This is a genomic window from Pantoea sp. X-Soil-ISGK-285, from assembly GCF_059730815.1.
The window spans coordinates 2,788,867-2,802,337 of the sequence record NZ_AP035938.1 but is presented as its reverse complement, the minus strand read 5'-3'; the positions used below and the strand labels follow the sequence as shown (position 1 = coordinate 2,802,337).

12 protein-coding genes are annotated in these 13,471 nt (G+C 52.2%); 7 read left to right on the top strand and 5 right to left on the bottom strand.

Annotated features, from left to right (window positions below; genetic code table 11):
• Positions 1–4: 4 nt before the first annotated feature.
• The 3 genes from AC6I8B_RS13320 to ompC all read left to right on the top strand — a co-directional run bounded on the left by AC6I8B_RS13320 (position 5) and on the right by ompC (position 5,035).
• Complete coding sequence (locus tag AC6I8B_RS13320; RefSeq protein ID WP_010248371.1) at positions 5–2,158, top strand: type I secretion system permease/ATPase; 2,154 nt, start codon at positions 5–7, stop codon at positions 2,156–2,158.
• Positions 2,155–3,324, top strand: coding sequence for a beta-barrel domain-containing protein (locus AC6I8B_RS13315; RefSeq protein WP_010248368.1), 1,170 nt, complete (start codon positions 2,155–2,157; stop codon positions 3,322–3,324). The genes AC6I8B_RS13320 and AC6I8B_RS13315 overlap by 4 nt, the downstream gene beginning before the upstream one ends.
• Positions 3,325–3,922: 598 nt before the next feature.
• On the top strand, positions 3,923–5,035 hold the full coding sequence (gene ompC / locus AC6I8B_RS13310; protein WP_163798767.1) for a porin OmpC: 1,113 nt from the start codon (positions 3,923–3,925) through the stop codon (positions 5,033–5,035).
• Between the two features lie 17 nt (positions 5,036–5,052).
• On the opposite strand, the gene AC6I8B_RS13305 is transcribed toward ompC, so the two are convergent.
• Together AC6I8B_RS13305 and AC6I8B_RS13300 are read right to left on the bottom strand one after the other, a co-directional pair.
• A complete protein-coding gene (locus AC6I8B_RS13305; protein ID WP_010248364.1) occupies positions 5,053–5,247 on the bottom strand; it encodes a hypothetical protein in 195 nt (64 codons plus the stop codon).
• A gap of 149 nt (positions 5,248–5,396) precedes the next feature.
• Entirely contained in the window at positions 5,397–5,507 is a 111-nt protein-coding gene (locus AC6I8B_RS13300; RefSeq protein WP_010248361.1) for a hypothetical protein, read from the bottom strand.
• Between the two features lie 171 nt (positions 5,508–5,678).
• Between AC6I8B_RS13300 and apbE the strand changes: the two genes are divergently transcribed.
• From apbE to AC6I8B_RS13285, 3 genes are all read left to right on the top strand, one after another.
• Positions 5,679–6,725, top strand: a complete 1,047-nt coding sequence (gene apbE, locus AC6I8B_RS13295; RefSeq protein WP_497817468.1) for an FAD:protein FMN transferase ApbE — start codon at positions 5,679–5,681, stop codon at positions 6,723–6,725.
• On the top strand, positions 6,725–7,366 hold the full coding sequence (alkB, locus tag AC6I8B_RS13290) for a DNA oxidative demethylase AlkB (protein ID WP_033767444.1): 642 nt from the start codon (positions 6,725–6,727) through the stop codon (positions 7,364–7,366). Before apbE ends, alkB begins: the two co-directional genes overlap by 1 nt.
• A gap of 96 nt (positions 7,367–7,462) precedes the next feature.
• The gene (locus AC6I8B_RS13285; protein ID WP_010248354.1) at positions 7,463–9,115 is read left to right on the top strand and encodes a multidrug ABC transporter permease/ATP-binding protein; all 1,653 of its coding nucleotides are present in this window, start codon (positions 7,463–7,465) and stop codon (positions 9,113–9,115) included.
• Between the two features lie 157 nt (positions 9,116–9,272).
• Here AC6I8B_RS13285 and AC6I8B_RS13280 read toward each other — a convergent pair whose 3' ends face one another.
• The gene (locus AC6I8B_RS13280) at positions 9,273–10,001 is read right to left on the bottom strand and encodes a 4'-phosphopantetheinyl transferase family protein (RefSeq protein WP_187484439.1); all 729 of its coding nucleotides are present in this window, start codon (positions 9,999–10,001) and stop codon (positions 9,273–9,275) included.
• Between the two features lie 71 nt (positions 10,002–10,072).
• Complete coding sequence (locus AC6I8B_RS13275) at positions 10,073–10,276, bottom strand: hypothetical protein (protein ID WP_003854174.1); 204 nt, start codon at positions 10,274–10,276, stop codon at positions 10,073–10,075.
• A gap of 556 nt (positions 10,277–10,832) precedes the next feature.
• Here AC6I8B_RS13275 and AC6I8B_RS13270 point away from each other — a divergent pair.
• On the top strand, positions 10,833–11,795 hold the full coding sequence (locus AC6I8B_RS13270) for a tyrosine-type recombinase/integrase (RefSeq protein ID WP_497817467.1): 963 nt from the start codon (positions 10,833–10,835) through the stop codon (positions 11,793–11,795).
• 47 nt (positions 11,796–11,842) lie between these two features.
• Here the strand turns inward: AC6I8B_RS13270 and AC6I8B_RS13265 are convergent, their stop codons facing one another.
• The gene (locus tag AC6I8B_RS13265) at positions 11,843–12,823 is read right to left on the bottom strand and encodes a DUF4062 domain-containing protein (RefSeq protein ID WP_497817466.1); all 981 of its coding nucleotides are present in this window, start codon (positions 12,821–12,823) and stop codon (positions 11,843–11,845) included.
• Positions 12,824–13,471 lie beyond the last annotated feature (648 nt).

The window sequence follows — 13,471 nt, the reverse complement described above, 5'->3', positions numbered from 1 at the left end:
AATAATGAGTACATCAACCCTGAATACCGATAACTGGATTGCCGCCATGCTGCGCGTAGCCGCGCGATTCGGTAAACCTGCCGATGGCAAAACCCTGCGTCAGCAGATGCGCTGGTTTGAACATCTGCCGGTGTCACAGCAGCTGGAACGACTCTCCGGCCTGCTGGGACTGCATCTGACCATGGTGCCGCAGAACAAACTGCGCTGGCGTCAGGAGATCACCCCGGTGGTGCTGGTGCTGGAGAATGCCAGCGTGGCGGTGCTGGAGAGCATCGATTCAGACAACAGCGCGCGCTACTGGCTCAGTGAGGGCGGCGATGTGGTGCGTGAAAGCGCTTTATCAGAACTGCTGGCACGCGCCCAGGGCGATGTCGGCGTGATTGGCGTAGCGGCGCGTGGCCGTGATGCGCGCATCGACGAATTCGTTCAGCCTTATGAACCACACTGGTTCTGGAAAAATTTTCGCGGTATGGGCCGCCGTATCACGGAAATTTCGCTGGCCTCGGTGATCAGTAATGTGCTGGCACTGGCCGGTATTCTCTTTTCGATGCAGGTCTACGATCGGGTCATCCCGGCCCAGTCGCAGTCCACGCTGTGGGTACTGTTTGTCGGCGTGCTGATCGCTGCGGCCATTGAGTATCTGATCCGGCTGATGCGGACCCAGGTGTCAGACTTAATGGGCAAACGCATCGACCTGAAAGTCTCGGCCATGCTGTTTGCCCGGGCGATGAGCATACGTAATGAGGCGCGTCCGAAATCGACCGGTTCGTTTATCTCGCAGCTGCGTGAGATCGACCAGGTGCGTGAGCTGCTCACCTCGACCACGGTAGGCGCAGCGGCCGATCTGCCGTTTGTTATCCTGTTCCTGTTTATTATGTCGTTTGTTGGCGGCTGGCTGGTGCTGATTCCGCTGGCGGCGATCCCGCTGATCGTCATTCCCGGTCTGCTGGTGCAGATCCCGATGGCGCGGCTGGCCAAAGAGGGGCTGCGCGAGGGCGCGCTGCGCAATGCGGTGCTGGTAGAGACCATTGAAGGGATTGAGGATATCAAGGCGCTGCAGGCGGAACCCTATTTTCAGCGTCAGTGGGAGCAGACGCACGAAGTCAGCGCCTCAATCAGTAACCAGCAGCGGTTGTGGGGCGCGCGTCTCACCGGCTGGGCCTCGACTGTGCAGCAGCTCACCTATGCGGGCATGCTGGTATTTGGTGTCTATCTGGTGCTCGATTCGCAAATCACTACCGGTACGCTGGTTGCCTGCAGCCTGCTCTCATCACGCACCATCGCCCCGTTGATGCAGCTGACCATGGTCTTCTCGCGCTGGCAGCACGCCAAAATGGCGATGAAAGGGCTGGATGAGTTGCTGAAAAAGCCGCTTGATCAGCCTGAAGCGACCACGCTGGCACACTGCCCGACGCTCACCGGCCAGTACGATCTGCGCAATGTGCACTACAGCTATGACGAAGAGAATGAAAAGAATGTGCTCAACGTTCAGCAACTACAGATTAAGCCCGGCGAGAAGATTGCCATTCTGGGCAAAGTCGGAGCAGGGAAATCGACGCTGCTGAAGATCCTCGCCGGTCAGGCGCTGGCGACGCAGGGCAAAGTGATTGTCGATGGCGTCGATATTGAGCGTATCGATCCCACCGATTTACGTCGTCAGCTCGGCTGGCTGTCGCACGACTCCCGCCTCTTTTTTGGCACGCTGCGGCAGAATCTGATGCTGGGCAATCCCCATGCCAGCGAACAGGAGATGCTGCAGGCGCTGCGCATCAGCGGCGCGCTGTCGCTGGTCCAGCAGGATGCCGCCAGCCTGGACCGCATTATCAATGAAGGCGGGCGCGGACTTTCGGGCGGCCAGCGTCAGATGGTGATGCTGAGCCGGTTGATCCTGCGTCAGCCGCAGGTGGTGTTGCTGGATGAACCCACCGCGGCGATGGATGAACAGCTGGAGGAGCATGTGATCCGTCAGCTACAGGGCTGGATCAGCGGCCGGACGCTGGTGCTGGTGACGCACCGTCCGGCGCTGCTGAAGATGGTCGATCGTATTGTGGTGATGGATAACGGCCGGATTGTGGCCGACGGCCCGCGCGACGAGATCCTGCGCCGTGCGACGACACCCGCGTCGGCACCGTCGCCAGGTAAAGGAGACACCGCATGAGTCTGGTTATTGTTGATAAAGATCTTGCCCGTCATGAGCGCCGGACATCGGCGATTATCTGGCTCTGCACCGCCGCGCTGGCGATTTTTCTCATCTGGGCGCACTTTGCCATTCTGGATGAGGTCACGGTCGGCACCGGTAAAGTCACCCCTTCCAGCCGCGCGCAGGTGATCGACAGCCTGGATGGCGGCATCGTCAAACAGCTTAACGTGCATGAGGGCGACATTGTCGAAAAAGGGCAGGTGCTGGCGACCCTCGATCCGACACGCTTCCAGTCGAACTTCGGCGAGGCGCAGGCCAAAGTGCGCACCCTGCGCGCCTCGTCCGAGCGGCTGGAGGCGGAGCTGTCGGGCACGCCGCTGACATTCAGCGCCGAAACGCTGAAGGAGCCGAACCTGGTGACGCGCGAACGGCAGCTCTACGAGTCGCGACGCCGTAATCTCACCGAAACCATCAGTAATCTGCAGCAGTCGCTGCGACTGGTGCAGGATGAACTGCGCCTGACGGAACCGCTGGTTGCCAAAGGCGCAGCAGGGCAGGTCGAGGTGATTCGACTGCGTCGTCAGGTCAGCGATCTGCGCGGCAAAATCGATGAGGCGCGCAATGACTATCTGGTGCGCGCCCACGAAGAGCAGGTGAAAAACAATGCCGAACTGGATGCGCAATTGCAGGTTGCTGCAGGCAAAGAGGATCAGCTGACGCGTGCCACGCTCTATTCACCGGTGCGCGGCATTGTTAAAGATATTCAGGTCACCACGGTCGGTGGGGTACTGGAGCCTGGCGGCAAACTGATGGAAATCGTCCCGCTGGAGGATCAGTTGCTGATTGAGACGCGCATCAATCCACGCGATATCGCTTATATCCGGCCCGGTCTGGCGGCTACCGTCAAAGTGACCGCCTATGACTCCTCCATCTATGGCGATCTGCACGGCGAAGTTGAAACGGTGTCGCCAGATACCCTGCAGGATGAGGTAAAACGTGATCAATATTACTATCGTGTTTATGTTCGTACCCAGAAAGCCGAGCTGACTAACCGTGCCGGACGAAAATTCCCGATCGTGCCCGGTATGGTGGCCAATGTAGAGATTAAAACCGGTCAGAAATCGGTTATGGATTATCTGATTAAGCCCCTGAATAAAGTCAAAGAATCGATGCGTGAGCGCTGAAAATCCGCACCAGCTTAAATATCCGCCTGCTTAATTACGGTGATAAATTAACATGGCGGATATTTGGGCAGTCAGGGCGCAAAGTGTGCGTATTTTAACAATATGTGCGGAAACAGGCCGTAGTTAATTTAACCCGGTTAAGAAAGTTTACGAAGATATAACGGAACGGTAAATAGCAGGCAAAAAAATGCCGGACAACTTGTCCGGCGGGAAATAATAAGTTGTACATCTCATTCGGGGAGAATGAAGGTAATAATGGAATAAATGATGATAGCGGGGTCTATTCTATTACCAGATGCCGTATAAGTTTTATCATTCAGTGCTTCGGAATACTCTGATGTAACCTGTTGATAACATAGCTCTCTGAATCGGTTTATCGATTTGTGCGCCATTTTTTATCGATCCGTGCTGGTTATTAGTTCCCCGTTATTTACATTATGAAATAACTGTTTCGACGTATGAAACACTTTTGGAAATTTAGTAGCATTTTCCTGGTGGATTATTGCCCGTTATAAAACAACAATGGCCTGCCGGCTGAATTTTTAATCATTCAGTTAGCAGTGGCAAATAATAAAGGCACATAACAGAGGGTAATAAAATGAAACGTCGCGTTCTCTCCCTGATGATCCCTGCGTTGCTGGTTGCAGCAGGATCAGCAAACGCAGCTGAAATCTATAACAAAGACGGCAACAAATTAGATCTCTTTGGTAAAGTTGACGGTCTGCACTACTTCTCTGATAACGATGGTTCTGATGGCGATCAGTCTTACGTTCGCTTCGGCTTCAAAGGCGAAACCGAAATCAGCAATGAGCTGACCGGTTACGGCCAGTGGGAATACCAGGCCGCGCTGAACAACGCCGAGTCTGAAGGTACGGCTGACAGCTTCACCCGTGTTGGCTTTGCCGGTGTGAAATTTGGTGATGCAGGTTCGTTCGACTACGGTCGTAACTACGGCGTAGCTTACGACATCGGCGCATGGACCGACGTGCTGCCAGAGTTCGGCGGCGACACCTACGGCGCAGATAACTTTATGTATCAGCGCGGTAACGGCATGGCGACCTACCGTAACAATAACTTCTTCGGTCTGGTGGATGGCTGGAACTTTGCAGTCCAGTATCAGGGCAAGAATGGCAACAGCACCGAGTCTCCAAATGGCCGTGACGTACTGGGTCAGAACGGCGACGGCTGGGGTCTGAGCACCACTTATGATCTGGGTTCAGGTTTCGGCATTGGTGCGTCTGCCTTCCAGTCTGATCGTACCAACGACCAGAATGGCGCAGCGCAGGGTATTCTGGGGCGTGGTGATAAAGCGGAAGCTTACACCGGCGGTCTGAAATATGACGCGAACAACATCTATCTGGCGGCTATGTATTCACGCGCCTATAACGCTACTCGCTTCGGCAGCAGCGACTCTGCAGCTTATGGCTATGCGGATAAAGCGGACAACTGGGAACTGGTTGCGCAGTATCAGTTCGACTTTGGCCTGCGTCCATCCCTGGCGTACGTCACCTCACGCGGCACCGATGTTCAGAACTGGGGTAAACAGAATCTGAAAAAATATATCGACGTTGGCGCGACCTACTACTTCAACAAAAACATGTCCACCTACGTTGATTACCAGATCAACCTGCTGGACGACAACGCTTTCACCGACGCAGCCGGTATCAATACCGACGACGTGGTGGCACTGGGTCTGGTTTACCAGTTCTGAGTTGTACGGGAGCGCAGTTACCGCTGCGCTCCTGCGTCACCTTTCGGGCTGAGCGCTTCAGCCTTTCGCCACTTGGTGGCTTCCGGCGCGGTTGTCACTGACGACACCACGCTGCCGAATCGCGCGCCTTCAAATGCCACGCCTGCCAGGGTGAAGGCTGAAAAGCTCAGCCAGTGATGCCATGCTGACTGCCACTTCTGTGAATTTTTCATTCTGCACCTCTCAGAGATAAACACTGTTTCAACAGTGCAGAATTCATGCCAGCTTTACCGCTCTCATAGCCACAGACCTCGCGCGCACTTTGGTACACTTGCCGCGCGCGTCAGGGCGATCTTGCCCCAATCAGGTGCAGTTAAGCCTGTTATTGGCGCGGGCGTGAGGGTGTCATGTGACGATGACGACGCTGATGCAAGACTTTATAGCTACTGAAGATAAACAGCCCCAGGGCAATGACGAGAATCAGATAGATCATCTGCCGCTCCTTACTTTGATTAACGTTAGTCGCCTGATAAAAGGCGCATACAGGGTAGATGACCGGTGAATACTGATAGGTTTCAGAGAAATATTCAACTCTCTTTAAGCGTCTTTACCCGAAGTTTATGCTTTGTAGCAGAGCTGAATAAAGTGTTACAAGTGAGGAAAGATGCGTTCTCAGATTAATCTGCTGTTTATAGCGATGTTAGCATTGATGTTAACGGCCTGTGATAAGTCAGCGACCACATCCGCGCTGGTGCTGGAAGGAAAAACCATGGGAACCGTCTGGCGGGTAAGCCTGGCCGGTGTGGCTAGTGAGCGCAGAGCGGAACTGCAACAGCGGATTCAGCAGCAGCTGGATGCGGACGATGCGGAACTCTCTACCTGGAAGCCAGACTCCGCCTTATCGCGCTTTAACCAAAGCCGTGACCTGTCACCGCAGCCGGTGAGTGAAAACATGGCAGATATTGTCACGACCTCACTGCGGATTGGCCGTAAAACCGGCGGGGCGATGGATATTACCATCGGGCCAATGGTCAACTTATGGGGCTTTGGCCCGACGAAGCAGCCCGGCCATACGCCGGATGCGGCACAAATCGCCGCCGCCCGGGCGCAGACCGGATTGCAGCATCTGCGGGTGGTGCAGGGCGCAGATGGACAGTGGCTGCAGAAAGATCTGCCAGGTCTCTATGTCGATCTCTCGACGGTGGGCGAGGGCTTCGCCACCGATCATCTGGCGCGACTGATGGAGCAGCTTGGCATCAATAACTATCTGGTGTCTGTGGGCGGCGCCGTGCTGAGCCGTGGCCTTAATGCGCAGAAGCAGCCGTGGCGGGTGGCGATTCAGAAACCGACCGATCGTGAGAATGCGGTTCAGGCGCGCGTTAATCTGCAGGGACACGGCATCAGTACCTCCGGCAGCTATCGCAACTATTATGAACTGGACGGCAAGCGCATTTCTCATGTGATCGATCCCGTTACCGGACGGCCAATTGAGCATAAACTGGTTTCCGCCACGGTGATCGCCACCACGGCGCTGGAAGCCGATGGCTGGGATACCGGACTGATGGTACTTGGCACGGAAAAAGCCCAGGCGCTGGCGATCGAACAGCATCTGGCGGTCTATCTGATCAGCAAGCAGGGCGATAAATTTGTCAGCTGGATGTCGCCGCAGTTCGCTGCTTTCCTGATCCCCGCTGAATCCGGAGAACCCTGATGTTAGATCTGTTTAGTGAAGAACAACCCTGGCAGGAGACGCTGGCTGAGGGCGCGGTGATCCTGCGGCGTCGCGCACGTGAGGATGCAGAGGCGCTTTATCAGCAAATAATGGCAATTGCGGAGCAGAATCCGTTTGCCCATCGCATTACGCCCGGTGGCCATCGCATGTCGGTGGCGATGACCAACTGTGGCGATTTCGGCTGGTCGGTGGATTCTCGCGGCTACCAGTATCAGCAGCAGGACAACCTGAACGGGCGTAAATGGCCGGCTATGCCGCCGCTGTTTCGTACTCTGGCGCAGCAGGCGGCGTCTGAGGCGGGGTTCCCTGGCTTTAATCCGGATGCCTGCCTGCTTAATCGCTATGAGCCGGGCGCGAAGCTGACGCTGCATCAGGATAAAGATGAGAAAGATCTGCGTCAGCCTATCGTTTCGGTGTCGCTGGGTTTACCGGCGGTCTTTCAGTTTGGCGGTTTCGAACGGGGTGATAGTACCCAGCGTGTGCTGCTGGAGCATGGCGACATTGTGGTGTGGGGCGGGCCGTCGCGCCTGCGTTACCACGGCATCCTGCCACTTAAGCCAGGCGTTCATCCGCTGGTGGGTGCCTGGCGTTATAACCTGACGTTTCGACGCGCTTTCTGACCCACCACGCCGGTTACGGCGTGGTACGAATAACTATTGCTATCATTTTGCATCCCATTACACTGCAGGCTGTTTTTTGACTGCTGGATTGCCTGCATGACGTTGCTAAGCGTTGTTTTTCGCCAGTTCCGCTGGCCTTTTATCGGGGTGATTGCGCTCACGTTGTTAAGCGCCGTGCTGGGTATCGGCATGATCGCCTTTATCAATCGCGAAATGATTGTCGCCATCAACACCTCATTTGCGGTACTGCCGCAGTTTCTGTTGCAGCTGGTGGTGCTGATGGCGGTGACGCTGGCCTCGCAGCTGGCGCTGACCATGCTTGGCCATCAGTTTGTCTGGCGACTGCGCGGCGAATTTATCAAGCGTATCCTCGATACCCGCATTGAACGCATCGAGCAACTCGGTAGTGCGCAACTGCTGGCGGGACTGACCAGCGACGTGCGGGCCATTACTCTGGCCTTTGTGCGCCTGCCGGAGCTCTTTCAGGGCGTGATTATTACGCTTGGCTCGGCGATCTATCTTGCGTGGCTGTCGCCAAAAATGCTGCTGGTAACCAGTGTCTGGCTGGGTGTCACGCTGGTTGGCGGCTGGCTGCTGGTCTCGCGGGTTTACCAGCACATGGCAAAGCTGCGGGAAATCGAAGATAACCTCTATCGTGATTATCAGACGGTGATTGAAGGGCGCAAAGAGCTACAGCTTAACCGCTCACGCGCTCAGCAGGTTTACGACACGGTTTATCAGGAAGATGCCCGCGCCTGGCGACACCACATTGTCCGCGCCGATACTTATCATCTCAGTGCGGTCAACTGGTCAAATATCATGACGTTAGGCGCTATCGGCATGGTCTTTTTTATGGCCAACAGCCTGGGCTGGGCCAATACCGCCGTCGCCGCTACCTTTTCCCTGACGCTGCTGTTTTTACGCACACCGCTGCTCTCCGCGGTGGGCGCGTTACCGACGTTGCTCAGTGCCCAGGTCGCATTCCGTAAGCTCAATGCCTTTGACCTCGCTCCTTATCAGTCAGGATTCCACTCCGCCTCCACGTCCTCAGACTGGCAAACGCTGGAGTTGCGCGACGTCTCTTTTCACTATGGTGATAACGGCTTCCAGGTCGGGCCGGTTAACCTGACGCTGCGCCGGGGCGAACTGGTCTTTCTGATTGGCGGCAACGGCAGCGGGAAATCGACGCTGGCGATGCTGCTGACCGGTCTTTATCAGCCTCAGTCCGGCACGCTGCTGCTGGATGGCAAGCCGATAACGGCGGATGAGCTTGATGTGTGGCGCAGTCAGTTCTCGGCGGTCTTTACCGACTTACACCTGTTTGACCGGTTAATGGGACGGGAAGGGGTTGCAGCCAATCCGGCGCTGGTTCAGCTCTGGCTGGAGAGACTGAAGATGCAGGATAAGCTGAAGATTGAAGGCAACAAAGTGCTGAATCTGCAGCTTTCTAAAGGACAGAGTAAGCGACTGGCACTGCTGCTGGCGGTGGCAGAAGAGCGCGATGTGCTGCTACTGGATGAGTGGGCGGCGGATCAGGATCCCCATTTTCGCCGTATCTTCTACCGCGAGCTGCTGCCATGGTTACAGCAGGCGGGTAAAACGGTGTTTGCCATCAGCCATGACGATCACTACTTCATTCATGCCGATCGGCTGCTGGAGATGCGTGAAGGCAAGTTGACGGAGCTGACCGGTAATGAGCGCGATCTTGCCACGCTCGACTCGGTAAAACGCACCGACACCGGGCTTTAACGGCAGCTGGCAAAGCTTAGCAAAAAAGCGTAGTGGCGTGTTTCGCCTGAACCAGGCTACGTTAGCGATCAGCAGAAACTCCGGTTTCTGCCATTCTGAACCTTTTCTTTCGTCTGTGTTACCCCCGGCTAAACCGCATTGTTTTAACGCGAATTGTTTAGCCGGTTTTTTTAAGCCGATGTGTGATTAGCGTGATTACCTGAGTATCCCGCCACACAAAGCTCGCCTCCAGTAACGTCCCCATCGCAAAACATCCGCTGAAGTCCTGAGTCAGTCGCAACGTCGCGCGCTGCTGCGCAAAATCTACCGACACCAGTTCCGCATCCGGAAAGTCCATCGGCTGAAGCAGTTGCGGCCAGATGGCTTTATAAACGCTCTCTTTGAGTGAGAAGAGCAGGGTAGCGGCAGCGCGAAAAGAGACGGGCAGCGTCCGTAACAGGTGTTGTTCCTGCTCGTTCATCAGCAACTCAGCCGTTTCATGCGCCGTCGTCTCCGACATGAACTGCTCGACATCCACCCCAACAGCGCAGGGCTGACGGGTTGCCGCTACCACAACGATGCCTGCACTGTGCGATAGTGACGCCTGAATGCCAGTGGGCCAGCAGGGGGATCGATCGGCTGCATTGGTCAGAATGAAATCAGCAATACCCAGTTCTGCCATCACTGACCGGACCAGCAGACGGCTGGCGAGGTATTCAGCACGCCGTTTACTGACAGCCTGCTGCAGTCGGGCGGGCAGCGGAATATCCCATTCGACAGCCAGCCCGTCATGATACTTTTGCGGATCGAAGTGACTCACCGCCAGCAAAGGATCGCTGCGGTTAAGGTGCCGGGAAAGGATAAAGCCGCCTGCAACAGGCGGCAGCGGCAGGTCGGGATAGCGCATGCGGGACCATCATCAAAACCAAAAAGGCATTAAATCAGGCGCGATGGATCAGGGCAAGCAGCCCGCCGGAATCAGTCGTTGGGAGGAATGGCAAAACTCTTCAGAGAAACAACGAAATGGTGGTGACCCCTGCTGATGCGTGCACCTCGGTCGCACCAGTGGCTTGCCAGACGAAAGAAATCGTCGCTGCCAATGTCATACGCCAGTTCCACTTTGCTAATGCCTGAATGCAGCAACGCTTCTGCATCTTTCAGGCTTTTCGCTTTGATCGCCATAAAAATTATCCGTCAATTTCTGGGGATTTCAGGGTAGGCATTTTATGTGACATTTTTGTTTCAGTTTGATGAATAAGCGCAGCCGGTAGCCGATTTTGTGAAGCAGATCAGATTATAATGCAACTGTTAACCTGCTGATTGTAAGAGGAATGTTAACTGCCACACGGGACTATTCTGAATGTTAAACGGAGAGGTAAGCTGAGATAGAAAGGCCGCGTCAGACGCGGCCCCGTGGGTTACTTCTGGTCTGGCGGGGAAGGTTGCTTATCGCCTGACTCGGGTGCTTCTGTTGGATCGTCTTTTTCAATATATGTCATGAACTCTCCTCTTGTTACCCACACGCAGTTAAGTATAGAACGGATTGCGGAAGGTGCGAGGAAAGTGAAGGTTTGATGACAGAAACGAAAAAAGCAGCCTTTAAGGCTGCTTTTCAGGGAATTTGGTCGGCACGAGAGGATTTGAACCTCCGACCCCGGACACCCCATGACCTGTAAAGGCATGGAATAGTTAGCATACTCAATAAGATAGGTCATGATGTACATAGGAAATATTGCACATGGCTACAGTAAGACAGCTCCCCTCTGGTAAGTGGAATGCGCAGGTAAGGATTAAGGGCTATCCCACTAAGACAGCTACACGTTTAACCAGAGAAGAAGTAGAGCAATGGGCTATTGAACAAGAGCGGGACATAAAGAAAGAGGCCAACACTATTGAATCTCTCAAGGCCATCTACCTTGAAGAAGTGATGACCAGAAATGGAAAGCAAAGGGGAGGCTATGAATCTGCTAAGTTCAAGCTGAACACTGTAGGGAGAATCCTTAACGGTAAGACGCTGGAATTCCTCACCAGTGAAGATGCTGTAGCTTACAGACAAGCACGCATTAAAGAGGTGAGTGGTTCAACTGTACGCTTAGAGATGCAACTCCTTTCCCGTTTCCTCAGATGGGCTAATAGTGAGAAGGGCGTAGCATGTAGCGATGTAGTAAAGCCTGTAAAGCTCCCTAATGCTGGTAAGCCCAGAAGCAAGATAGTAGAAGAGAATGAATACAGGATGATTCTGGAGCGTGCTAGTGAGAAGGCTAAAGCTATCATCATGCTTGCATGGGAAACAGCTATGCGCAGGAATGAGCTATTAGCTATCACTCCTTCAATGGTGGATTTTAAGAAGCGTGTTATCCATCTGTCAGATGAACAAACAAAGAACGGAGAAGGGCGTGATGTTCCTCTCTCATCTAACGCTGTAACGCTCTTACAGGAATTATGTGAGGGGAGGGAGGCTAATAGCAGGCTGTTTACGCTCACTCCCTACGCTGTTACACAAGCCTTTAGAAGGGCAGCAAGGCTCAGCTATGTACATGGCGTCTGCTTCCATTCTCTGAGGCATACAGCTATCACTAGATATGCTGAGAAGGGGCTTAATACAATACAGCTTCAATGTATCTCGGGGCATAAGAGCATTAGCATGTTAGCCAGATACAGCCACATTAAGGCAAGCAGTGTGGCTGATTTGATGGGATAAAAATAGATAACCCCGTATTGAGCGGGGTTAAATTATAGAAGGTTATATTAAGATGAGGGCTGTTTTCTAATTACTCTTCTCTTAATCATTTGGTCTCTGCCTTTTGCTGTTAATGACCACCAAGGGCTATCGAATTGAATTAACTCCAATGCAATAAAATGCATCCTTAGTGTTATTATTTCATCAGTATAAATGCTGATGCTAATATCCTCTTCACCAATTAATGACGTAACCATATCAGATATTTCAATTGATATGTTTGATTCAACACATCCCGCCTCTGCTTTTGGTGCTATCCTATCAAATATTCTGCCGAGATTTAACGATATCGACTTATGATGCTCAGTGATAAAGGTATCGTTGGAGAATTCCATGTAATTGACTTTATGGAAGTCATCAAGTCCTGCTAAGTCATCTCCATATTGGTCTTTTGATTCAGCTCCTTTTAGGTCTAGTATTATTTTATTTAGATTTTCAATTTCATTCTTTGCTTTAATAAGTTCATTTAAGTTTTCCTCATTTGTTATCTTGTCAGCTCTCATCCAGCCCACTGCTGGATAGACTGTCATAACATGAATAATACTTAATGCCACCTTGTTAGGCAGGTCGGATGGTTCACTCCAAAACTCTACTAGTCTTTTATGCTTTACTTTTTCTTTAAACTTCTCTAACTTTTCTTTTGATTCTTGAGAGGTCTCTGAGTTTTCTACAGAAAGCTTGCTAGGGTTGTCATGGATAATTGCAACAACTTTAATGCTCTTAGAAACAGCGTAATCAAACTCTTTTTCCGTATAGCTAATTCCATCCTCTGCCAGACTTCCGTATCTTCCTCCAATGATTAGAAGATAATAGTCGCTATCATCAATTATCTTTTTGATGAAATTAAATTGTTCTTCGTCTGAAGCAGGGAAGTGCTCCATCCCGGCGGGTATACAGTTCATCTTCATAAGCGCCATCATTATCTTTTGACGCTCGCTTTTTAAGTCACTGTAAGTTGAGCTAACGAATACCTGATATCTTTTATCCACAAGATTCTCCAGAGGGTGCAGCAAAGGTAAGCTGGCATCATAGGATAAATCCCTATGGAGAGTGAACTACTAAGTTTAGTAAAATTAGAAGGAGAATAGGCATTCATTCTCTAGCGCTCTCAGAAGCATCCTGGCGACCTCTTTATTAAGTAATACATAGACCTATCTTTTATCATATCTCTTCTCCTGATGCGTTACAGGCGTTTAAATAGCATGTATACCTGTTGCCATAGCCTAGCTGAACAGTGGCTAACAATTAAATGCTATCATGAATAGTTAGGGGACTGTTTGTCCTGAACCTTCCCTTCATTAACTATCAACAAGTTAGAGAGTTCAGGGGAAATAATTAAAATAATTTGCAGTATTTTCTCTAAAAAACCGGTATTAGTATTTATAGAGACATTATTTTTTTATTGTCCTTATGAAGAAAGTTTGTCAGGATTTCTGAAAAAACCGGTATTAGTATATACCAGAGTAAATTAATCTATTCTTACTTTTTATCTGTATACCCTTATAGAAATGAATAACATCCTAACGTCCTAGCCGGGCAGGCTAAAAGAAACGCCTGAAGCTATCTCGCACTCTCGTGCTCGCTACGCTCCCAGCAACAGTCTTTGCCCTTTGAAGCTCATGAGAAGCTAGCTCACT